Genomic DNA, 21470 nt, shown 5'->3' with positions numbered 1-21470 from the left:
CGCCCGCGCCCCGTCCCAACGGTGTCCGCACCGGCGGACGGGCCCTTGCCGGGCCATGGCGCACGACGGCGAAGGAGCGAACCGGTGAGCACCGAGCGACCCGACAACGATGTGACCGGCCCCCGGCAGCGGCGGCGGTCGCCGCTCGCCGTGGCCTCGGTGGCGGCGGCCGTACTCCTGGCGGGCGGCGGCGGCGCGTACTGGGCGGCGACCGCGGCGGACGGCGGGGGCACGGACAGCGCCGCGGACAGGTCCGGCGCCGCTCCCCCACTGCTCTCCCTGGACGAGCGGGCGGGCGGCCCCGACACTCCCTCTCCCCGCCCGTCGGCGCCGACGCAGGGCATCGCTCCGGGTGAGCCCGATCCGCACGGCGGCCGACTGGTCTACCGTGCGTCCGGCGCCCTGCCGGACGGTCCGGACAAGGCGGCGGTCCAGCGCGCCACGGGGACCGTTTCGGCGTCCGAGGTGGCCCGGCTGGCCAAGGCGCTGGGCGTGCAGGGCACCCCGCAGGCCGAGGGCACGTCGTGGAAGGTGGGCTCCGACGGGGACGGTTCGGGGCCGCTGCTACGAGTCACCAAGCAGGCGCCCGGGACATGGACGTTCGCCCGGTACGGTTCCGGCGGCACGGACAACTGCGAGAGCACGACGGTCTGTTCGAGCAAGCCGGTGCGGCCGGGCGTGTCGGGGAACCCGGTGAGCGAGAAGGTCGCGAAGGCCGCCGCGGTGCCGGTGCTGAAGGCGGTCGGCCAGGACGACGCGGCCCTGGACGCCCGCCAGTTGATGGGCTCGGTCCGGGTGGTGAACGCCGACCCGGTGGTGGCCGGGCTGCCGACGTACGGCTGGACGACCGGCGTCCAGGTCGGCCCCGAGGGTGAAGTGGTCGGTGGCAGCGGGCAGTTGAAGGGCCTGGAGAAGGGCGCCGAGTACCCGGTGATCGGCGCGGGCGAGGCACTGAAGCAGCTGAACGCCGCCCAGCCGTCGCGCGGCGGGGACATCGGCGGCTGCGCCAGTCCCGCGCCGCTGGAGGACGGCGTGAAGTCCTCCGGCATGAGCTGCGGCAAGCGGACCGGGGCGGAGCCCACGACGACGACGGTGACGGTCGACAAGGCGACGTTCGGACTGGCCGCCCGGTACGTGGACGGGAAGCAGCTGCTCGTGCCGTCCTGGATCTTCACGGTCCGGCCGGGCGCGGGCGGCACGGGTGACACCGTCACCCAGGTCGCGGTGGATCCGGCGTACCTGGCGAAGGAAACGCCCTCCGAGAAGACCCCGGACGGCGGCGGCACGACGAAGTCCGGGCGCACGGTCCTGTCCTACAGCGCCGACGGGCGGACGCTCTCGGTGACGTTCTGGGGCGGCGTCTGCAGTACGTACACGGCGAGCGCGAGCGAGGAAGGCTCCGCGGTGCGGGTGTCCGTGACGGAGTCGAAGCCGGAGAAGGGGAAGGTCTGCATCATGATCGCGAAGGAGCTGACCCGCACGGTCACGCTGGACCAGCCGCTCGGTGAGCGGAACGTGGTCGACGCGGCGTCCGGCACCGTGGTGCCGCGCGGCTGACCCCGCGCCCCTCCCCATACACGGGACGACGGCGGCGGCCCCGGGATCGGAATCCCGGGGCCGCCGCCGTACCGTCGCCGCTGTACGCGCTTTAGCTGAAGGAGTCGCCGCAGGCGCAGGAACCCGTGGCGTTCGGGTTGTCGATCGTGAAGCCCTGCTTCTCGATGGTGTCCACGAAGTCGACGGAGGCGCCGCCCAGGTACGGGGCGCTCATCCGGTCGGTGACGACCTTGACGCCGCCGAAGTCCTTCACGACGTCGCCGTCCAGCGAGCGCTCGTCGAAGAAGAGCTGGTAACGCAGGCCCGAGCAGCCGCCGGGCTGGACGGCGACGCGCAGCGCCAGGTCGTCACGGCCTTCCTGCTCCAGCAGGCCCTTGACCTTGGCTGCGGCGGCGTCGGACAGGAGGATGCCGTCGCTCACGGTGGTGGTCTCGTCCGATACGGACATCTGCTTCTCTCCCGGGTTGTACGGAGACTGCTTGCCGACGTTGCAACCGTCGAGGCCGCGGATTCATTCCGGGCCGAGCGTTTGCCTGTTCCATTCATGCTCGCACACCGGCCGCGCGGGCGGATGCGTCACATCGACGCTATCGGCATCGTCAAAGTGACGTGAAGCAGTTATGATAGATAGCGTCAATTAGACGAAAAGGCGTTCCCCGCAGAGAAGAAAGGGTGCGTGACGTGACCACGGCCCACCCCGTCCAGGACCTCGATGTCCAGCCGACGCCCCTCGCGCTGCTCCTGCTCGGCCGCGACGCCGACCCCAGGAGCGAGCGGGGCGTCGAATGCCCCGGCGACCTGCCCTCCCCGTCCGACCCGGACCTGGTGGAGCGCGCCCGCGCGGCCAAGGAGAAGCTGGGGGAGAAGGTCTTCGTCCTCGGGCACCACTACCAGCGCGACGAGGTCATCCAGTTCGCGGATGTGACCGGAGACTCGTTCAAGCTCGCCCGGGACGCGGCGGCCCGGCCGGAGGCCGAGTACATCGTCTTCTGCGGCGTGCACTTCATGGCGGAGTCCGCGGACATCCTCACCAGCGACGACCAGAAGGTCGTGCTGCCGGACCTGGCGGCGGGCTGTTCGATGGCCGACATGGCCACCGCCGAGCAGGTCGCCGAGTGCTGGGACGTGCTGACCGAGGCCGGCGTCGCCGACCAGGTCGTGCCGGTCTCGTACATGAACTCCTCCGCGGACATCAAGGCCTTCACCGGCCGCCACGGCGGCACGATCTGCACCTCGTCGAACGCGAAGCGCGCCCTGGAGTGGGCCTTCGATCAGGGGGAGCCCTCGGCAGTCAAGGTCCTGTTCCTCCCCGACCAGCACCTGGGCCGCAACACGGCGGTGCGGGACATGGGGATGACCCTGGAGGACTGCGTCCTCTACAACCCGCACAAGCCCAACGGCGGCCTGACCGCCGAGGAGCTGCGCAACGCGAAGATGATCCTGTGGCGCGGGCACTGCTCGGTGCACGGGCGCTTCTCGGTGGAGTCCGTCAACGACGTGCGGGCCCGCATACCCGGCGTCAACGTGCTGGTGCACCCGGAGTGCAAGCACGAGGTCGTCGCGGCCGCGGACTACGTCGGCTCGACGGAGTACATCATCAAGGCGCTGGAGGCGGCCCCGGCCGGCTCCAAGTGGGCGATCGGCACCGAGCTGAACCTGGTGCGCCGCCTGGCCAACCGGTTCGCCGCGGAGGACAAGGAGATCGTCTTCCTCGACAAGACGGTCTGCTTCTGCTCGACGATGAACCGGATCGACCTGCCGCACCTGGTGTGGACCCTGGAGTCGCTGGCCGAGGGCAACCTGGTCAACCGGATCGAGGTCGACCCGGAGACGGAGAAGTACGCGAAGCTGGCGCTGGAGCGGATGCTGGCACTGCCGTAGGGCTTCGCGCGCCCCGGCAACGGGAAGGCCCCGGCAACCTCGATGCGAGGTTACCGGGGCCTTCCTGTGCGACCGGTCAGGCCTTCGCGGGCTCCGGCTCCTCGGAGGAGGTCTCCTCCGGGGCGTCCGGGGCCGGGAGGCCGGCCTTCTTGGCGCGCTTCGCGGCCTTCTTCGTCGCGCGGCGCTCCTTGAAGAGCTCCACCATCGTGTACAGCGTCGGCACCAGCAGCAGCGTCAGCAGCGTCGAGGTGACCAGACCGCCGATGACCACGACGGCCAGGGGCTTCGAGATGAGCCCGCCCTCGCCGGTGACGCCCAGCGCCATCGGGAGGAGGGCGAAGATCGTCGCCAGCGCCGTCATCAGGATCGGACGCAGACGGTGGCGGCCACCCTCGATGACCGCCTCGACGACGCCGAGGCCCTGGGCCCGGTACTGGTTGATCAGGTCGATCAGCACGATCGCGTTCGTCACCACGACGCCGATCAGCATCAGCATGCCGATCATCGCGGCGACGCCCATCGCCGTGCCGGTGATGAGCAGCAGACCGATGGCGCCGGTGGCCGCGAACGGGATGGAGACCAGCAGGATCAGCGGCTGGACGAGCGAGCGGAAGGTGGCGACCAGCAGCATGAAGACGATCGCGATCGCCGCCAGCATGGCCAGGCCCATCTTCACGAACGCGTCGGCCTGGTCCTCGCTGACGCCGCCGATGGTGGCGGTGGCGCCGTCCGGGAGGTCCAGTGCGTCGATCCTCTTGCTGAGGTCGCTGCTGACCGAGCCGGTGTCGTCACCGAGGGGCTTGGCCGTGATCGTCGCGGCGCGCTGGCCGTCGATGCGGGTCATGGAGACCGGCCCGGGGACCAGCTCCACATCGGCGATCGCGCCGAGCTTGACCGGGCCCAGGGGGAGGTTCTTCAGCTCCTCCATCGTGGTGGCCGGGTGGGCGGACTTGACGACGACGTCGCGCTCGCTGTCGTCCATGATCGCCTTGCCGGACGGGGTGCCGCGCACCGCTCCGGCGACGGCCGCGCCGAGGGCGGCCTGGTTGAAGCCGGCGTCGGCGGTCTTCGCATTGGCCGTGACCGAGATCCGCGGGATGCTCTGCGCGAGGTCGCTCTGGACATCGGTGACGTCCTTGAGCTTCGCGACCTCCGCGCGCACCTCTTCGGAGGCCTTCTTCAAGGTGTCCGCGTCGGCGGCCTTGACCACGACGCTCAGGTCCTGGCTGCCGAAGCCGTCGCCCGCGGCGATGGTGGTGTCGCCGATGCCGTCGAGCTTGCCGAGAGCCTCGTCGATGCGGTCCTGGGCGGCCTCGAATTCCCCGGAGTCCTTCAGCGTGACCTGGTAGGAGGCCTGGTTGGCCCCCGTGCCGCCGCCGAAGGCCGCCATGAAGCCGGACGAGCCGACGGTGACCTGGTAGGTCTTGACGCCCTTGTCGTCGGTGAGGACCTTCTCCACCTTCTTGGCCGCCTCGTCGGCGGCGGCCAGGCTGGTGCCCGGGGCGAGCTCCTGCTTGATGGTCAGGACCTCCTGCTCGCCCTGGTCGAAGAAGGTGGTCTTCAGCAGCGGGGCCATGCCGAACGTGCCGATGAGCACGACGACGGCGATGACGATGCTCGTGATGCGGCGCCGGGTGGCGAAGCGCAGCACCTTGACGTACAGCTGCTGGAGCCTGCTGCGGGATTCCTTCTCCTCGGCCTCGCGGCGGGCCGTGTCCGGGTCCTCCGAGGTGCCCTTGGGCGCGCGCAGGAACCAGAACGACAGGACGGGGACCACGGTCAGCGAGACGATCAGGGAGGCCAGCAGGGCCACGGAGACGGTCAGTGAGAACGGGCCGAGGAGCTGGCCGACCATGCCGCCGACGAGGCCGATGGGCAGGAAGACGGCGACGGTGGTCAGGGTCGAGGCCGTGACCGCGCCGGCCACTTCCTTCACCGCGGTGATGATCGCGGAACGGCGCTCCTCGCCGTAGCCGAGGTGCCGCTTGATGTTCTCCAGGACGACGATCGCGTCGTCGACGACGCGCCCGATCGCGATGGTCAGCGCGCCCAGAGTGAGCATGTTGAGTGACAGGTCACGGGTCCAGAGCACGATCAGGGTGAGGACCACCGAGAGCGGGATGGAGACCGCGGTGACGAGGGTCGAGCGGAGCGAGGCCAGGAAGACCAGGATCACGATGACCGCGAAGAGCAGGCCGAGCGCACCTTCAGTGGTCAGACCCGAGATCGCCTTGGAGACGGCGGGGCCCTGGTCGGAGACGACCGTCAGCTCGGCGCCGGCGCCGAGGTCCTTGCGCAGGTCGGGAAGCTTGTCCTTGACGGCGTCGGAGATGGCGACGGCACTGCCGTCCTTGTCCATCGTCGCCATGACGGCGAGGCTCGGCTTGCCGTTCGTCCGCGTGATGGAGACCGCGGTGGACGGCTCCTGCCTCACCGTCGCGATGTCACCGACCCGGACCGGCTTGCCGGGCTTGCCCGCGGGGTTCTGCCCGGTGACCCGGAGGTCCTCGATCTGCTGCAGCGAGGTGAAGGCGCCGCCGACCTGGACGGTGCGGCTCTTGCCCGCCTCGGAGAAGGAGCCCGCCGGAACGGTCGCGCCGCCGGCCTGGAGCGCCTGGGCGAGCGAGCCGGCGTTCAGTCCGGCCGCCGCGAGCTTCCCGTCGTCGGGGGTGACGGAGACCTGGAGGTCCTGCACACCGTCGACGGTGACCTGTCCGACGCCGTCGATGTCCTCCAGAGCGGGGACGACGGTGCGGTCCAGCTGATCGGCGAGCGCCTGCTGGTCCTTGTCGGAGGTGACGGCGAGGACGACGGTCGGGATGTCGTCGGTCGAGCCGGCGATGACCTGCGGGTCCACATCGTCGGGCAGCTGGATGCGGGCGCGGTTCACCGCCTGCTGGATGTCCGCGACGAGCTGCTTGGTGCCCTCGTCGCCGAAGTCGAACGTCGCCATGATGACGGCGTTGCCCTCGCTGGCGGTCGAGGTCAGTCCGGTGACACCGTCGACGGCCTTGATCGAATTCTCGAGCGGTTCGACGACCTGCTTCTCGACCACATCGGGGGACGCTCCCTGGTAGGGGGCGAGCACCGACACCATCGGGAGTTCGATGGTGGGCAGCAACTGCTGCTTGAGCTGCGGGATCGCGATGGCTCCGAATACGAGCGCGACGACCGAGATCAGCCCGATCAGGGCCCTTTGCGCGAGGCTGAATCTGGACAGCCAGGACATGGGTGAGGTCTCTCTTCTGTGGCTTACGCGGCAGGTGGGCGGGTAACTCGGGGACAGAACCGGCCCGGACCGACCGGCGCATGGGGGGCGGAAGAAGGAGCGGGGCTGGGTGCGTGCAGCTGCAAGGCGGAGGATTGAGCCATGGCGGAGCCATGGTGATTGACGACGACGCCGCAGATGCGCGTGCCCAGCCCCGCGACGCCGCCCCCCATGTGTCGGTCGGTCCTCATACGATCGCCCACCGACCGTCCGGGAATCGTCGGTCCCAGGGTTGCTTTCTTATGCCGCTCATACCGCAGGTGGAGTACGCCGCGGCTGCACCCTCACTCCACCCGGGGGCGGACCAGGCCGGATTCGTACGCGATTACCACCAATTGGGCCCGGTCCCGGGCCCCCAGCTTCGCCATCGCCCTGTTCACATGGGTTTTGACGGTGAGGGGGCTGACCACCAGGCGCTCGGCGATCTCGTCGTTGGACAGCCCGCCGGCCACGAGCACCAGCACCTCGCGCTCCCGGGTGGTCAGGGCCTCCAGGCGCGCGGAGTACTCGGCGGCGCCCGGTCCGTCCTCGCCCGCGCTGCCGCCCTGGGCGAGGAACGTGGCGATCAGCCCCTTGGTCGCGGCGGGCGACAGCAGCGCCTCGCCCCCTGCCGCGATCCGGATGGCGTTGAGGAGTTCCTCCGGTTCCGCCCCTTTGCCGAGGAAGCCCGAGGCCCCGGCCCGGAGCGACTGCACCACGTACTCGTCCACCTCGAAGGTGGTGAGCATGACCACGCGGACATCCGCGAGTTCCGGATCGGCGCTGATCATCCGGGTCGCGGTGAGCCCGTCCGTACCGGGCATCCGGATGTCCATCAGCACCACGTCGGCGCGGGTCGAGCGGGCCAGTTCCACGGCCTGGGCCCCGTCCGCCGCCTCGCCGACCACCTCCATGTCGGGCTCGGAGTCGACGAGCACCCTGAACGCGCTGCGCAGCAGCGCCTGGTCGTCGACGAGCAGGACCTTGATGGCCGGTGTCATGCGTGTTCCCCCGTCCGGCCCGCCGCGTCCGGCTGATCCGGCTCCTGCGCACGGGCCTTGAGGGGCAGGATCGCATGAACCCTGAATCCGCCGCCGTAACGGGGTCCGGCGGTGAGGGTGCCGCCCAGTGCGGTGACGCGTTCGCGCATGCCGAGGAGGCCATGGCCGCCGCCGACGAGGTCCCCGCTGCCGCCGCCCGCCGTTCCGCGGCCGTTGTCCAGCACCATGATCTCGACCGTCGCCCCGACCCGTACGACACTGATCTCGGCCTTCGCCCCCGGGCCCGCGTGCTTGCGCACGTTGGTCAGCGCCTCCTGGATCACCCGGTACGCGGCCAGGTCCACGGCGGCGGGCAGTGGCGGGCCGTCCTTCGCCGAGCAGGCCACCTCGACGGGCAGCCCGGCCCGCCGCACGGTGTCCACGAGCTCGCCGAGTACGGCGAGGCCCGGTGCGGGTTCGGTCGGTGCCGTCGGATCGCCGGACTGCCGCAGCAGCCCGACGGTGGCGCGCAGTTCGTTGAGCGCGGACCGGCTCGCCTCCCGGACATGGGCGAGCGCTTCCTTCGCCTGGTCGGGGCGCCTGTCCATGACATGGGCGGCGACCCCGGCCTGCACGTTGACCAGGGCGATGTGGTGGGCGACGACGTCGTGCAGATCGCGGGCGATCCGCAGCCGCTCCTCGGCGACCCGGCGCCGGGCCTCCTCCTCGCGGGTGCGTTCGGCCCGCTCCGCGCGTTCCCTGATCGCGTCGACGAACGCCCGCCGGGAGCGGACGGCGTCCCCCGCGGCGCCCGCCATTCCGGTCCAGGCGAAGATCCCGAGATTCTCCTGGCTGTACCAGGGGGCCGCCCCGAAGAACATCGCGGCCGCGGTGAGCACGGCCATGGTGAGCAGCCCGACCCGCCAGGTCGTCGGCCGGTCGGTGCGGGCGGCGACGGTGTAGAGCGCGATGACGGTGCTCATCACGACGGGGGCCGGCGGATCGGCCGCCACCAGCTCGACGACGGCCAGCACACCGGTGGCGGCGAGCACGGCCATCGGCCGGCGGCGCCGCCAGACCAGGGCGAGAGCGCCGAGCGCCATCAGGACCACACTGCCCGCCGCGGGCACGCGGGTGCCGAAGGTGGGCCCGTGGTGGGCGCCCGGATCGGCGAACGATCCGACGACCATGGCCACGTACACGGCCAGGGCGAGCGCGCCGTCCAGCGCGAGGGGATGGTCGCGCAGCCAGTTCCGGATGCGCAGAACCCCGGTTCCGAGGGTGGTCACGTCAAGCTACGTTACGGCGTGTCGCACGCGCATCGGTCCGCGCGGCCCCACAGCGCACCCGGGAGCGCCGCGCACGGCACCGTGCCCCGTGGGCCGGCGGGCCGGTCCACGGGAGTGCGGGTGCGGGTGCCGAAGCTGTCGGCTGCCGGGTGTCAGCCGGGGATCAGCCCGTCGTCGCGGAGCATGGCGCGGACCTCTTCGAGGGTCGCGTCGGACGACGGCAGGATCAGCTCGGACGGCTCCAGGGAGTCGTCCGGCAAGGGTGTGCCGAGTGCGCGCACCCTGGCGAGGAGCGCGTGGAGCGTCGAGCGGAAGCCGGGGCCGTCGCCCCGCTCCATTTCGGCGAGCAGTTCGTTGTCGAGCTCGTTGAGCTCGGCGAGATGACTGTCGGCCAGGACTGCCTGGCCCTCCCCCATGATCCGTACGATCATGACGCTGCCTTAATTCTTGTCGAACTTGTGCGGGGTCCGGTCCTGCTGCTGCTGGGCGGCGTCCTGCGGGCCGCCCTCGATGGCCTGCTGCGCGGTGGAGCCGCCGGCCAGTTCGGCCTTCATGCGCTGCAGCTCCAGCTCTACATCCGTACCACCGGAGATCCGGTCCAGCTCGGCGGCGATGTCGTCCTTCGCCGTGCCGGTCGGGTCGTCCAGGGCGCCGGAGGCGAGCAGCTCGTCGATCGCGCCGGCGCGCGCCTGCAGCTGCTGGGTCTTGTCCTCGGCCCGCTGGATGGCCAGGCCGACGTCGCCCATCTCCTCGGAGATGCCCGAGAAAGCCTCGCCGATCCGGGTCTGCGCCTGTGCGGCCGTGTAGGTGGCCTTGATGGTCTCCTTCTTCGTACGGAAGGCATCGACCTTGGCCTGCAGCCGCTGGGCCGCCAGGGTGAGCTTCTCCTCCTCGCCCTGCAGCGTGGTGTGCTGCGTCTCCAGGTCGGTGACCTGCTGCTGGAGCGCCGCGCGGCGGGACAGTGCCTCGCGGGCCAGGTCCTCACGGCCGAGCGCCAGCGCCTTGCGGCCCTGGTCCTCCAGCTTGGACGTCTGGCCCTGCAGCTGGTTCAGCTGCAGTTCCAGGCGCTTGCGCGACGTCGCCACGTCGGCGACACCGCGGCGCACCTTCTGAAGCAGCTCCAGCTGCTTCTGGTACGAGTAATCGAGGGTCTCGCGCGGATCCTCGGCCCGGTCAAGGGCCTTGTTTGCCTTCGCGCGGAAGATCATCCCCATACGCTTCATGACACCGCTCATGGGCTTCGCGCGCCCCCTTCTGACTCAACCGGTCACCAGCACTCCGACAGAACCCACAGTACGGGCCCTGTCTCTATTACCGCACTGTTCGAGCGGCGATGGGGTCCTCCCCAAGGACGACTGCCACCGGTGCCCGCTCCGGCCCAGGGAGTAGGTGACGGTCGGGGAAACCGGTGATGACGCCCGTATCGTCCCGCTCGGACACCAGCAAGGACGCAGGCCGTTGCCGGATCGTTCCCGGCCGGCCCGGTGTCGTGGCGATCGACCCCGTACCCTTGGGCCTTGTGTTCCGTAGCCGCTCCAAGGAAGAGAAGGCCCCCACCGACAAGGTGACGGCGGACCTCTCCAAGACGTCCCGCGACCCGCAGGCTCCCAAGGGTCGCCCCACCCCCAAGCGAAGCGACGCCCAGTCGCAGCGCCGCCGTGCCTCCAGTGGGGCGCCGGCCGACCGCAAGGAGGCCATGAAGCGGCAGCGCGAAGCGCGCCGCGTCGACATGGCCAAGCAGCGCGAGGCTCTCGCCAGTGGCGACGAGCGGTATCTGCCGGCTCGTGACAAGGGCCCGGTGCGCCGCTTCGTCCGCGACTTCGTGGACTCGCGCTTCTGCATCGCGGAGTTCTTCCTGCCGCTCGCCGTGGTCATCCTGATTCTCAGCGTGATCCAGGTCCAGGGCATCCAGAACATCTCGCTGCTGCTCTGGCTCGGCGTGATCGTGCTGATCGTCGTCGACTCGATCGGGCTCACGTTCCGGCTGCGCAAGCAGCTGAACGAGCGCTTCCCCGACACTCCCAAGCGTGGCGCGGTGGCCTACGCGCTGATGCGCACGCTCCAGATGCGTCGCCTCAGGCTGCCGAAGCCGCAGGTCAAGCGCGGAGAGCGGCCCTGAGTACGGATCTCCCCGGTCCGGCCGGCGGTACGTCCGCGGGCCGGCCGGATGATGCGGTCTCCGGGTTCTCGGGGGCTTCGTCGGTGTGGATGAAGGGGCTCGGCGGACTGCGCAACACCGTGCGCCAGGAACTGGTCGCCCGGCAGCTGGACGAACAGATCGCGGCACGCTTCCCCGTGGGGCAGCGGCTGCGGATCCTCGACGTCGGCATGGGCCAGGGCACCCAGGCCCTGCGCCTGGCCCGGGCCGGCCACACCGTCACCGGTCTCGAGTCCGACGCCGAGATGCTGCGGTTCGCCCGGGAGGCACTCGCCGGCGAGCCCGCGGGCATCCGCGAGCGGGTCCGCTTCATCGAGGGCAACGGCCAGGACACCGGGGTCCACTTCCTGCCCGGCAGCTTCGACGTGGTGCTCTGCCACGGCGTGCTGATGTATGTCCAGGAACCTGACGCCATGGTGGCCGGCCTGGCCAGGATGCTGGCTCCGGGCGGGCTGCTGTCGCTCCTCGTGCGGAACGCCGACGCGCTGGCGATGCGCCCCGGGATGGCCGGCGACTGGGACGCGGCACTGGCCGCGTTCGACTCGGACCGGTACACCAACCGCCTCGGCCTCTCCGTCCGCGCGGACCGGCTCGACGCCCTCACCGCCACGCTCGCCGGAATCGCCGCGCCGCTGCACGCCTGGTACGGGGTGCGGATCTTCACGGACAACGTGGGCAACGACGTGGAACTGCCGTCCGCGGCGGAGCTGGAGCGGGTGCTGGCGGCGGAGGACCGGGCGGGGCGGACGGATCCGTACCGCGGCGTGGCCGCGTTGCTGCATCTGTGCGGGGTGCGGGGCTAGGGCCTCTCGTGCCCGGCCGCGGGACCCGCGCGGATGCTCTCGGCGGGCAGCCCAAGGGGTTCAACGTGACAATCCGGACATGGATGTCTTTCACCCCCGCAGCCGGGTGCGCCGGCTGCTGCTGCCCCTGTCCGCAGGCGTCTGCGCGATCGCGCTGGTGAGCGGTTGCTCCGACGCGGACTCCGGCGCCTCGAACGCGGCCTCGACCAGGTCCGGACCGACCCAGCAGGGTTCGGCCCCGAAGGCCACCGGCGATCTCGAGGGCGACTACCAGTCCGTCATCAAGAACGTGCTTCCGTCCGTGGTGCAGATCGACGCCTCCGAGAGCCTGGGCTCGGGCGTCGTCTACGACGCCAAGGGCCACATCGTCACCAACGCCCACGTCGTCGGCGACGAGAAGACCTTCAAGGTCACCGTGGCCACCGGCGAGAAGGTGCTGAGCGCCTCGCTGGTCGCCGCCTATCCCGAGCAGGACCTGGCCGTCATCAAGCTGGACGACATCCCGGACGGGTTGAAGCCCGCGAGGTTCGGCGACTCGGAGAAGGTCGCGGCCGGCCAGATCGTGCTGGCGATGGGCTCGCCGCTCGGGCTGTCCAGCAGCGTCACCCAGGGCATCGTCTCGGGGCTCGGCCGGACCGTGAGCGAGGGCCGCGCGGGCGGCGGCACGGGCGCGACCATCGCGGACATGGTGCAGACCTCGGCGGCGATCAACCCGGGCAACAGCGGAGGCGCCCTGGTGAACCTGGACAGCGAGGTCATCGGCATCCCGACGCTCGCGGCGACCGACCCGCAGCTGGGTGACAGTGCGGCGCCCGGCATCGGCTTCGCGATCCCCGCCTCGATGGTGAGGACGGTCGCCGACCAGATCATCAGAAGCGGCAAGGTCACCGACTCCGGCCGTGCCGCCCTGGGCATCACCGGCCGCACGGTCGTCGACGACAGCTACCGGCCGGCGGGAGTGGCGATCGTCAGTGTGGCGCAGGGCGGCGCGGCGCAGAAGGCGGGGCTGCGGGTCGGCGACATCATCACCAAGGTCGGCGACGCCTCCGTCACCACGATCACGTCCCTGTCCGAGGCACTGGCCTCCGACAAGCCCGGCCAGAAGGTCACCGTGACGTATCTGCGCAGCGACGCGGAGAAGAAGGCCGAGGTCACGCTCGGCGAGATCTGACGCCGCGAAAGCGGCCGGCCGGTGTCCCGCCCGGCAGACGTGCCCGGCGGGACACCGGCCGTCCTGGTCAGCTCGGCTCGGCGCTCTCTTCGGTGCTCTGCTCGGTGCCCTGTTCGGCCTGGAGGCTCATCGGGCCGTAGATCTTCGTCGTGTCGTCGAAGAGCGTCACCTGGTCCGCCCCGCCGTCGAGGAGTTCCTTCCAGTACTCACCGATCCAGGACTCCGCGTCGCCCTGCGTCGTGAATTCCTCCGGCTGCAGGGCCGGCTCCGTCTCCGTACCGTCGGACTTCTCGAACCGCCACGTCCACGCCATGTCCGCCTCCTGGGTCACTTTGTTCCGTCCCGCAGCCTAGTGGTTACGACCAGCGCGGGAGGGGGCCCCGACACCACCGGTGACCCCCATGTCGCGCACCCGGTGCGGGGACGCGGGAGTATCGGAGCGTGGAACTGACTCTGCTCGGCACCGGATCCCCCGACGGGCTGCCGCGGCCCGACTGTCCCTGCGCCTCCTGCGCCACCGCCCGCGGGGCGTGGGCCCGGGCCGCGACGGCCCTGCTGATCGACGACGCGCTCCTGCTCGATCTGACCCCGGGGGCGGTGTTCGCCGCCGCCCGCGCGGGGCATTCGCTCACCGGCGTACGGCAGGTGCTCCTCACCCATCCCCACGACGGCCCCGCGGTCGAACTGCCCGCCGGGCTGCCCCCGGCGGGCCGGGTGCCGGACGGGCAGGTGCTGACGCTGATCAGCGGACACCGGGTGCGTGCCGTGCCGATGGACTCCCCCGGCACGGGGTACGAGGTCACCTCGCCCGTCGGCGAGCGGCTGCTGTACCTGCCGCCGGGCGGCGCACCGGCCGGTCTCGCCGACCGGATGGCGGAGCCGTACGACATGGTCGTCGCGGATGTCGTGGGGCGGCCCGACGCGGTGGCCCGGCTGCGGGCCGTCGAGGCGATCGGGCCGGCCACCGAGGTGATCGCCGTCCATCTGGACCACGACGCGCCGCCCGGCCCCGAACTCGACCGCCGGCTGGCGGCGGGCGGGGCCCGGGCGGTACCCGACGGGACGACGCTGACGGTCGGCGGGTACCGCGGCGAACCGGACCTCCCCCGGCGCACTCTGATCACCGGCGGCGCCCGGTCGGGGAAGTCGGTCGAGGCCGAACGGCGGCTGGAGACGTACCCCGAGGTCGTGTACGTGGCGACCGGCGGCGGCCGGGAGGGCGATGCGGAGTGGGCGGCGCGGATCGGGGTGCACCGGGAGCGCAGACCGGCGGCCTGGCGCACCGAGGAGACCTGCGAGCTGGTGGAGCTGCTGGAGTCGGACGGGCCTCCGCTGCTGATCGACTGCCTGTCGCTGTGGCTGACGGACGCGATGGACCGGGTGGACGCCTGGGACGACGCGGCCTGGGCGGGCGGCGGCGAGCGCGCGCTGCGGGAGCGGACGGCCGAGCTGGTCGCGGCGGTGCGCGGGACGCGCCGCACGATGGTCGCGGTGACCAACGAGACCGGTTCCGGAGTGGTGCCCGCGACCGCTGCGGGGCGGCGGTTCCGGGACGAGCTGGGCCGGCTGAACGCCGCCTTCGCCGACGAGTGCGAGCAGGTGCTGCTGGTGGTGGCCGGGCAGGCGCTGACGCTGCGCGGTTGACGGCCGGCGGCTGGGCGGCCTGTGGCCCCGCAGCACGTGGCTCCGCGATCTGGGGCTCCGCGGTCTGTGGCTCCGCGGCCCGTGCGTGAACGGGCGGAACGGGGCCGGTGGCGGCCGGGCGGGCGGCTGCTCTCCAAGGCCGCCCGCGCCCGTGCAACCGCGGTCCGGAGGCCGGGCGGCGCACCCGGGCGGGCCGCAAATCGCGGCGGGTACTGTTCAGCGGTATGAGGCTCCGGTCGCAGGCCACCCGGCCGCCTCTGAGCCCGCCGCCGGGCTCCCATCACGTATCGACCCGCGAGGCAGACCCCCGTGAATCTGGACGACTTCTCCGACCTGATCGAACGCCCCGACGGGGGTGTACGGCGAGACGCCGAGGAACGCCGGGAGCGGTTCAGCGTGCCGCCGGGCGCCCTCGGCCGCCTCGACGAGCTGGGCGAATGGCTCTCGGCCGCGCAGCAGGCCGTGCCGGTCAGGCCGATCGAGCAGGCCCGCGTGGTGCTGTTCGCCGGTGATCACGGGGTGGCGGAGCTGGGGGTCTCCGGCCGTGCGGCCGGCAGCGCGCACGAGCTGGTGCGCGCCACGCTGGACGGCTCGACGCCGCTCGCCGTGCTGGCCCGCCGGTTCTCCGTGCCGGTACGGATCGTCGACGCCGGTCTGGACTGCGAGCCGGAGCTGCTGCCGGAAGCGGTCGTGCGGACCCGGGTGCGGCGCGGGAGCGGCCGGATCGACGTCGAGGACGCCATGACGGTCGAGGAGGCCGTGCAAGCGGTGCGCCTCGGCATGGCGATCGCCGACGAGGAGGCCGACTCGGGTACCGATCTGGTGGTGCTCGGTGATCTGAGCGTCGGCGGTACGACGGCGGCGGCCACGCTGATCGCGGCGCTGTGCGGCACCGATGCCTCGGTGGTCACCGGGCGCGGCGGTGCGGGCATCGACGACCTGGCCTGGATGCGCAAGTGCGCGGCGGTCCGTGACGCGCTGCGCCGGGCCCGGCCGGTGCTGGGCGACCAGGTGGAGCTGCTGGCCACGGTGGGCGGTGCGGACCTGGCGGCGATGACCGGCTTCCTGCTGCAGTGCGCGGTGCGCCGGCTCCCGGTGATCTTGGACGGTGTGGTCTCCGCGGCGTGTGCGCTGGTCGGCCAGCGGGCCGCGTTCCGGGCGCCGGACTGGTGGCTGGCGGGCCAGTTGAGCGGTGAACCGGCGCAGGCGAAGGCGCTGGACCGGATGGCGCTCAACCCGCTGCTGGACCACGGCGTCATCGTCGGCGAGGGAAGCGGGGCGCTGCTCGCGCTTCCGTTCGTGCAGGCCGCGGCCGCGCTGGCGGCGGAGCTGCCCGAACGGGCGCCAAAGAGCGACGAGGACGACGCGCAGGACGACGGCGAGGAGGCGTCCGCCGAAGGGGAGGCCGGCCCGGGCGACCCGGCCGGGGAGTGACGAGCGGCAGCTGACCCGTCGGACCGCGGCCGTCCGGACACCGGCCGCAGCGCGGCCCCTTTCATGAAGCGCGATGCCCCATATGATCGCTTTTCATGGGAGAGGTCCGATTGGCCAGCGAGGAATCCGGGCGCGCTGCCGTCCGGCCGCAGAAGACCCGACAACCGCAGAACAGGGACCGGCCGAAGAGCAGCGGGCGGGGGCGGGAGCAGTCCGCCGCGCGGGAGCGGAGCAGCGGGCGGTTGCCGAGCACCGGCCGGTCGCGCCGCAGCGCGGCCTTCGCCATCTGGTATCTGCGCGTCGTGTCGTTCATCAATTTCCTGAGCGCCGTCTGGGTCACCTTCGGCCAGGACCTCCGACGCCACAACACCGCGAACTACTTCACGCCCTACCTGCTCACCGCGGGCTTCTCCTCCGGCGTCGTCGCCCTGTTCCTCGCGGTCACGATGCGGCGGCGCAAACGGGCCGCGTGGATCGTCAACCTGGTGCTGAGCGGGCTCACGCTGCTGCTCTTCGCCGCGGTGATCGGCTTCCCGGAGATCCGCCGGTACCCGCAGAACTGGATCTCGCTCGCGCTGACCGCCGCCTTCGTCGTGGCGCTCGCCCTCGGCCGGCGCGAGTTCTACGCGAAGGGGGACAGGTCCAACCCGAAGCTCGCCGCGCTGGTGGCGGTCGGCGGGCTGCTGGCCACCTCGCTGATCGCCGCCGGCCTGGTCACGCTCACCAACACCGCACACGACGAGCATCGTTCGACGTTCCTGGACCGCTGGCGCTTCGGCGCGCTGCGGCTGGTCTCCGTCGCCGCCGACGACGCCCGCTTCCCCGGCATCACGACGCCGGGCTGGGTGAACGTCGTCATCAACATCCTCTCCACCCTGCTGCTCATCGCCGTCGTGTACGCGGCCTTCCGCGCCCGCCGCGCGGTCGACCCGATCACTCCCGGGGACGAGGCGGCCCTGCGGGCCCTGCTCGACAAGCACGGGGAGCGGGACTCGCTCGGTTACTTCGCGCTGCGCCGCGAGAAGAGCGTCGTCTGGTCGCCGACCGGGAAGGCCGCCGTCGCCTACCGGGTGGTCGGCGGCGTCTCGCTGGCCTCCGGCGACCCGATCGGGGACCCCGAGGCCTGGCCCGGGGCGATCGAGCCCTGGCTGGCCGAGGCCCGTGAGCACGGCTGGATCCCGGCGGCGATGGGGGTCAGCGAGGAGGGCGGCACCGTCTACGCCCGGCACGGCCTCGACGCCCTGGAACTGGGTGACGAGGCGATCGTGGAGACCGCCGAGTTCACCCTGGAGGGGCGGGCGATGCGGACCGTCCGCCAGGCGTACAACCGGGTGAAGCGGGCCGGTTACGAGGTGAGGGTGCGCCGCCACGCGGAGATCCCCGAGGCCGAGATGGCCGGGCTGGTGCGCCGGGCCGACGACTGGCGCGACGGCGCGACCGAACGCGGCTTCTCGATGGCGCTCGGCCGGCTCGGCGATCCGGCCGACGGGCAGTGCGTGATGCTCGAATGCCGTGACGCCGGGGGCGGTGAGCTGCGGGCCGTACTGAGCTTCGTCCCCTGGGGCCCACGCGGCCTGTCGCTCGACCTGATGCGCCGTGACCGGGACGCCGACAACGGTCTGATGGAGTTCATGGTCATCGAACTCCTGCAGCGGGCCGGGGAGATCGGTGTCACCCAGGTGTCTTTGAACTTCGCGATGTTCCGCTCCGTCTTCGAGCGTGGCTCCCGGCTCGGCGCGGGGCCGGTGCTGAGGCTGTGGCGTTCGCTGCTCAGCTTCTTCTCCCGGTGGTGGCAGATCGAGTCGCTCTACCGTGCAAACGCCAAGTACCGGCCGATCTGGGAGCCGCGCTACCTGCTCTTCGAGAAGAGCGCGGACCTCCCGCGCATCGGCGTCGCCGCCGGCCGCGCCGAGGGATTCCTGGAGGCGCCGGGGCTGCCCAAGTGGCTGCACCGCTCGAGGCTCGGACCGCGTGGATGAGACCGGTCCGCGCGCTGCGCCGGGCGGCCCTCCGGGAGTGGGGCCCTCTGTGGACGGACACCCGGAACGCGCTCGCCGCCGACGGGCTGCGGGCCGTCCCGCTGCCCCTGGCCGCGGTCGGTCTGACGGCACTGCTGCACCTGGTGCAGAACACTTCCTGGGGTTACGGGCCGGTGCAGGCACTCGGGGCGGTGCGGGCCGAGGATCCGCTCCTGACGGCTCTGCTGCGTACCCCCGCGTCGCTGTTCGTTCCGGCGCTCGACCTGCCGGTGTGGGGTGCGCTGGCCCAGGTGCTGCTGGTGTTCGGGATCGCCGAGATCTGCCTCGGCCGGCGGCGGACGCTGCTGATCGCGTACGTCGCGACGCTCGCCGGGACGCTGTACGCGCGGATCGGCGTCGCCGTGGGCCCCGGCGGGTTCCTGGGCCTGCCCGGGTCCGACGCCCGGATCGTCGACACCGGCCCCTCGGCCGCGGTGGTCGCCCTCGCGGTCTGCGTCTGCTGGGCCTACCGGGCCCGGTGCACCGCCGGGCTGGTGGTCGCGGCGATGGCGGCGGAGGTGGTGGTGAAGGGGAACCTGGCGGGCAAGGAGCACCTGACGGCCATCGCGGCGGCGCTCGTGCTGTGCGCGGTCCCCGCCCTGTGCGGCCGACGTGGTCAGGGTTTGGACGAGGACGCCGGGAGCCGGTCGGGCGCACCGCCGATCAAGTCCTGAAACCTGCGGCGCGGTCCGGCCCATCGGACGTCGTGGTGGTAGGCGCGCAGGACCGAGCGGGCCCGGGCCCGGTGCCGGTTGCGGTAGAACCGTTTGGCCCACATCGAGGCCGGCCGGGCCAGCCGAAGGGCCCCGATCAGAGCGACGAACGGGACCAGGGTGCCGACCACCGCCATCCGCACCTTGCCCTTGAACAGGGCGATCAGCACGAAACAGAAGTTGACGACGAGAGTGAGGACGACACCGAGCCGGCCCTGCTCCTGATCGTCACTCAGGTCGTCCACGCCGAGCGGCGAGAAGCCGCCGAGCACCAGCAGGACCAGGGCGGCGGTCAGGACGACGACCTCCACGCTCTGCCTGCCCTGCTCCGTCCAGTACACGTCGTCCATGTGCAGGATCAGAGCGAACTCGTCGAGCACCAGCCCCGCACCGATCCCGAAGACGACCGCGCAGGCCCCGGCCGCGAAGCCGTGCTTGCCGCTGGCCACCGCGCCGAACCCGCCGACCACGCTCAGCACCACACCCGGCACCACGTGATGGACGTGGACCCCGCCCGGCGTGATGTTGCCGAACGGCCCCTTGCCCGCCCGGATCATCCGGGTGATGACCCGCGTGATGGCGAAGGTCAGCACGAAGGCGGCCAGCGACAGGAGCAGGGGCAGCTTCCCCGGCTCGATGACATTGCGATCGAACCAGTGACCCATCCCACCCACTCCCGATACATCGCTTGCGACCCGATTTTCACCGTTCTGCACAATCTAGCGGCCGCGCCCACCCGTTAGCCTGCGCGCCGTGACCTCCCTGAACAGCCACGGCCTGCGTTTCGCCTTCGGCACCCTCACCGTGCTCCCCGTCCGCGTCACCCGCTGGGACCGCGGGACCGCCCGGGCCGGGATGCTGTGCGCCCCGCTGGCCGGCCTCGTCGTGGGGGTGCTCGCGGCGGTGCCCGGCAGCCTGTCGCTGCTGATGGGCTCGGGTCCGCTGCTCGCCGCGGTCGCCTCCGCCGCACTGCCCGCCGCCCTCACCCGGGGGCTGCACCTGGACGGTCTCGCGGACACCGCGGACGGCCTGGGCAGCGGCAAACCGGCCGATGACGCTCTGCGGATCATGAAGCAGTCGGACATTGGGCCGTTCGGTGTGATCACCCTGCTGTTCGTCCTGCTCGCGCAGGTGGCGGTCCTTCAGCAGCTGTACGCGCAGGGCTGGGCGCAGGGCGCGGTGGCGGCCACCGCGTCCGCCGTCGTCGCCCGGCTCGCGCTCACGCTGGCCTCCCGCCGGGGCGTCCCCGCGGCCCGCCCGGAGGGGCTGGGCGCCGCGGTCGCGGGCACCGTCCCCGCCGCCGGCGCGGCGGCGGCCGCGGTGGTGGCGGTGGCGGCCTGCGCGGGCGCCGGGGCGCTGCTCGGCGGGTACGGGGCCGTGCGGTACGCCCTAGCCGCCCTGGCCGCTCTCGGGGTGGCCCAGTTGCTGTTGCGGCACTGCGTGCGGCGCTTCGGCGGGGTGACCGGCGATGTGTTCGGCGCACTGGCGGAGACGGCCGCGACGGTGATGCTGGTGGGCCTGGCCCTCGGCTGAGCCCCTCCCCGGCCGTCCGGCCGGTCCGTCAGCTCCCGGCCGCCGGGCACCGCTGCCGCCAGACTCCGAGCTCGTACTTCTTGAGCAGCGAGCTCAGCCGCAGCTTCCGGGACCGCGGACAGAACCGCGCCACGGGCAGCTCGTACTCCGCGTGGAAGACGGCCTTGCCCGCCTCGATGAACGGGGAGAGCTCCTCGCACTCCTCGTACTGGGCGCACTGTTCGTTCACCGCGAAGTCGAAGTCGCCGACGAGTTCGGGGATCTGCGGGAGGTCGTTCTTCAGGCCGACGGCGAGGCGGTGGCGGTGGGCGACGCGGGCGATGAGCCGGTTGTAGCGCAGCTGGTCGGCGGCGGTCAGCGGGAACCCGCTGGGGTTGCGGTAGCCGTCCATGTTGTCGGGCTCGACGGCGTCGAAGCCCTTCTTCGCGCACATGGCGATCCGGCGCTCCATCAACGGCTCCAGGACGTCGGTGCGCCGGATGTCGAGCCAGCGCTCCCCCTTCCAGCCGTTGCCCTTGCCGAGGACCGCGGCGGGGAACTTCGCCGCGTCCGGGCGGAATTCCTCCCAGGCGCCCGTGGACAGGTAGCAGATGACCTTGCGCCCCTTGCGGTGCAGCTGGGCCACCTGGTCCGCGTCGTGGTCGAAGCCGTCGATGTCGTACACCGGGGCGTCCACCGTCGTGTCCAGCCGGCCGGAGAGCTGCCACTGCCAGTCGGTGCCCGGCTCCGGCTGCCAGCGCGCCGCGGCGGACCTCCCGGAGGGGGCGGGCGACGGGGCGGCCCCGGGCGCCGAGGTGCAGCCGGCCAGCATCGTCCACAGAATCAGTACGGTGACGGGCAGCGCCGCCGGCCGGCCGCTCATCCGGGCGGCCATCCGGTCGTCCATCGTTCTCCCCAGGCTAGGGCCTTTCGCCGGGAAAGATCATCCCGGCGTGACAACCGTACGGCTGCCGCGGAGCGCTGACGGCCCGCCGCCGTAATCGGGCAGCAAAGGCGCGCGTAGGCTCATTCCCGGCACATCGCGGCGGCGTCTACGATGCGC

19 protein-coding genes are annotated in these 21470 nt (G+C 71.9%); 10 read left to right on the top strand and 9 right to left on the bottom strand.

What is annotated here, in order from left to right; all coding sequences use genetic code 11:
• Positions 1 to 84: 84 nt before the first annotated feature.
• Positions 85 to 1557, top strand: coding sequence for a hypothetical protein (locus tag ABTX18_RS07670; RefSeq protein WP_352121812.1), 1473 nt, complete (start codon positions 85 to 87; stop codon positions 1555 to 1557).
• Between the two features lie 91 nt (positions 1558 to 1648).
• On the opposite strand, the gene ABTX18_RS07665 is transcribed toward ABTX18_RS07670, so the two are convergent.
• Positions 1649 to 2005: a HesB/IscA family protein gene (locus tag ABTX18_RS07665; protein ID WP_024488899.1), complete on the bottom strand. Its 357-nt coding sequence runs from the start codon at positions 2003 to 2005 to the stop codon at positions 1649 to 1651.
• Between the two features lie 224 nt (positions 2006 to 2229).
• Between ABTX18_RS07665 and nadA the strand changes: the two genes are divergently transcribed.
• Positions 2230 to 3438, top strand: a complete 1209-nt coding sequence (gene nadA, locus ABTX18_RS07660) for a quinolinate synthase NadA (protein WP_352121811.1) — start codon at positions 2230 to 2232, stop codon at positions 3436 to 3438.
• A 76-nt stretch (positions 3439 to 3514) separates the two neighbouring features.
• Here the strand turns inward: nadA and ABTX18_RS07655 are convergent, their stop codons facing one another.
• The 5 genes from ABTX18_RS07655 to ABTX18_RS07635 form a co-directional block, all read right to left on the bottom strand.
• On the bottom strand, positions 3515 to 6667 hold the full coding sequence (locus ABTX18_RS07655; protein WP_352121810.1) for an efflux RND transporter permease subunit: 3153 nt from the start codon (positions 6665 to 6667) through the stop codon (positions 3515 to 3517).
• A 323-nt stretch (positions 6668 to 6990) separates the two neighbouring features.
• On the bottom strand, positions 6991 to 7686 hold the full coding sequence (locus ABTX18_RS07650; RefSeq protein ID WP_352121809.1) for a response regulator: 696 nt from the start codon (positions 7684 to 7686) through the stop codon (positions 6991 to 6993).
• Entirely contained in the window at positions 7683 to 8954 is a 1272-nt protein-coding gene (locus ABTX18_RS07645) for a sensor histidine kinase (RefSeq protein WP_352121808.1), read from the bottom strand. Before ABTX18_RS07645 ends, ABTX18_RS07650 begins: the two co-directional genes overlap by 4 nt.
• A 152-nt stretch (positions 8955 to 9106) precedes the next feature.
• A complete protein-coding gene (gene pspAA / locus ABTX18_RS07640) occupies positions 9107 to 9385 on the bottom strand; it encodes a PspA-associated protein PspAA (protein ID WP_352121807.1) in 279 nt (92 codons plus the stop codon).
• 9 nt (positions 9386 to 9394) lie between these two features.
• A complete protein-coding gene (locus tag ABTX18_RS07635; RefSeq protein WP_352121806.1) occupies positions 9395 to 10177 on the bottom strand; it encodes a PspA/IM30 family protein in 783 nt (260 codons plus the stop codon).
• A gap of 296 nt (positions 10178 to 10473) precedes the next feature.
• Between ABTX18_RS07635 and ABTX18_RS07630 the strand changes: the two genes are divergently transcribed.
• The 3 genes from ABTX18_RS07630 (at position 10474) to ABTX18_RS07620 (ending at position 13086) form a co-directional block, all read left to right on the top strand.
• Positions 10474 to 11073 (top strand): DUF3043 domain-containing protein, encoded by a 600-nt coding sequence (locus tag ABTX18_RS07630; RefSeq protein ID WP_352121871.1) that lies wholly within the window; start codon positions 10474 to 10476, stop codon positions 11071 to 11073.
• 89 nt (positions 11074 to 11162) lie between these two features.
• On the top strand, positions 11163 to 11915 hold the full coding sequence (locus ABTX18_RS07625; RefSeq protein ID WP_352121805.1) for a class I SAM-dependent methyltransferase: 753 nt from the start codon (positions 11163 to 11165) through the stop codon (positions 11913 to 11915).
• Between the two features lie 79 nt (positions 11916 to 11994).
• A complete protein-coding gene (locus tag ABTX18_RS07620; RefSeq protein WP_352121804.1) occupies positions 11995 to 13086 on the top strand; it encodes a S1C family serine protease in 1092 nt (363 codons plus the stop codon).
• A gap of 67 nt (positions 13087 to 13153) precedes the next feature.
• Here ABTX18_RS07620 and ABTX18_RS07615 read toward each other — a convergent pair whose 3' ends face one another.
• A complete protein-coding gene (locus tag ABTX18_RS07615; protein ID WP_352121803.1) occupies positions 13154 to 13399 on the bottom strand; it encodes a hypothetical protein in 246 nt (81 codons plus the stop codon).
• A gap of 128 nt (positions 13400 to 13527) precedes the next feature.
• Between ABTX18_RS07615 and ABTX18_RS07610 the strand changes: the two genes are divergently transcribed.
• The 4 genes from ABTX18_RS07610 (at position 13528) to ABTX18_RS07595 (ending at position 18856) form a co-directional block, all read left to right on the top strand.
• Positions 13528 to 14730: a bifunctional adenosylcobinamide kinase/adenosylcobinamide-phosphate guanylyltransferase gene (locus ABTX18_RS07610; RefSeq protein WP_352121802.1), complete on the top strand. Its 1203-nt coding sequence runs from the start codon at positions 13528 to 13530 to the stop codon at positions 14728 to 14730.
• Between the two features lie 309 nt (positions 14731 to 15039).
• Positions 15040 to 16164, top strand: a complete 1125-nt coding sequence (gene cobT / locus ABTX18_RS07605) for a nicotinate-nucleotide--dimethylbenzimidazole phosphoribosyltransferase (RefSeq protein WP_352121801.1) — start codon at positions 15040 to 15042, stop codon at positions 16162 to 16164.
• A gap of 95 nt (positions 16165 to 16259) precedes the next feature.
• Positions 16260 to 18143, top strand: coding sequence for a phosphatidylglycerol lysyltransferase domain-containing protein (locus ABTX18_RS07600; RefSeq protein ID WP_352121800.1), 1884 nt, complete (start codon positions 16260 to 16262; stop codon positions 18141 to 18143).
• Positions 18140 to 18856 (top strand): hypothetical protein, encoded by a 717-nt coding sequence (locus tag ABTX18_RS07595; RefSeq protein WP_352121799.1) that lies wholly within the window; start codon positions 18140 to 18142, stop codon positions 18854 to 18856. The genes ABTX18_RS07600 and ABTX18_RS07595 overlap by 4 nt, the downstream gene beginning before the upstream one ends.
• Here the strand turns inward: ABTX18_RS07595 and ABTX18_RS07590 are convergent.
• Entirely contained in the window at positions 18799 to 19560 is a 762-nt protein-coding gene (locus ABTX18_RS07590; protein ID WP_352121798.1) for a hypothetical protein, read from the bottom strand. The genes ABTX18_RS07595 and ABTX18_RS07590 overlap by 58 nt on opposite strands.
• Positions 19561 to 19648: 88 nt before the next feature.
• Here ABTX18_RS07590 and ABTX18_RS07585 point away from each other — a divergent pair, with 88 nt between their 5' ends.
• On the top strand, positions 19649 to 20428 hold the full coding sequence (locus tag ABTX18_RS07585) for an adenosylcobinamide-GDP ribazoletransferase (RefSeq protein WP_352121797.1): 780 nt from the start codon (positions 19649 to 19651) through the stop codon (positions 20426 to 20428).
• Positions 20429 to 20456: 28 nt separating this feature from the next.
• Here ABTX18_RS07585 and ABTX18_RS07580 read toward each other — a convergent pair whose 3' ends face one another.
• Complete coding sequence (locus ABTX18_RS07580; RefSeq protein ID WP_352121796.1) at positions 20457 to 21314, bottom strand: endo alpha-1,4 polygalactosaminidase; 858 nt, start codon at positions 21312 to 21314, stop codon at positions 20457 to 20459.
• Positions 21315 to 21470 lie beyond the last annotated feature (156 nt).

This window comes from Streptomyces sp. NPDC096323 (genome assembly GCF_040302845.1).
In the GTDB taxonomy this organism is placed as follows: Bacteria; Actinomycetota; Actinomycetes; order Streptomycetales; family Streptomycetaceae; genus Streptomyces.
Note: the sequence above shows the minus strand (reverse complement) of the source record. Positions and strands in the feature narration are given on the sequence as shown.

Coding starts and splice junctions, on each gene's coding strand:
- ABTX18_RS07650 (WP_352121809.1), bottom strand. CDS start 7,686: ATGACACCGGCCATCAAGGTCCTGCTCGTCGACGACCAGGCGCTGCTG.
- pspAA (WP_352121807.1), bottom strand. CDS start 9,385: ATGATCGTACGGATCATGGGGGAGGGCCAGGCAGTCCTGGCCGACAGT.
- ABTX18_RS07580 (WP_352121796.1), bottom strand. CDS start 21,314: ATGGACGACCGGATGGCCGCCCGGATGAGCGGCCGGCCGGCGGCGCTG.
- ABTX18_RS07620 (WP_352121804.1), top strand. CDS start 11,995: ATGGATGTCTTTCACCCCCGCAGCCGGGTGCGCCGGCTGCTGCTGCCC.
- ABTX18_RS07635 (WP_352121806.1), bottom strand. CDS start 10,177: ATGAAGCGTATGGGGATGATCTTCCGCGCGAAGGCAAACAAGGCCCTT.
- ABTX18_RS07655 (WP_352121810.1), bottom strand. CDS start 6,667: ATGTCCTGGCTGTCCAGATTCAGCCTCGCGCAAAGGGCCCTGATCGGG.
- ABTX18_RS07615 (WP_352121803.1), bottom strand. CDS start 13,399: ATGGCGTGGACGTGGCGGTTCGAGAAGTCCGACGGTACGGAGACGGAG.
- ABTX18_RS07665 (WP_024488899.1), bottom strand. CDS start 2,005: ATGTCCGTATCGGACGAGACCACCACCGTGAGCGACGGCATCCTCCTG.
- ABTX18_RS07595 (WP_352121799.1), top strand. CDS start 18,140: ATGAGACCGGTCCGCGCGCTGCGCCGGGCGGCCCTCCGGGAGTGGGGC.
- ABTX18_RS07625 (WP_352121805.1), top strand. CDS start 11,163: ATGAAGGGGCTCGGCGGACTGCGCAACACCGTGCGCCAGGAACTGGTC.
- ABTX18_RS07600 (WP_352121800.1), top strand. CDS start 16,260: ATGGGAGAGGTCCGATTGGCCAGCGAGGAATCCGGGCGCGCTGCCGTC.
- ABTX18_RS07590 (WP_352121798.1), bottom strand. CDS start 19,560: ATGGGTCACTGGTTCGATCGCAATGTCATCGAGCCGGGGAAGCTGCCC.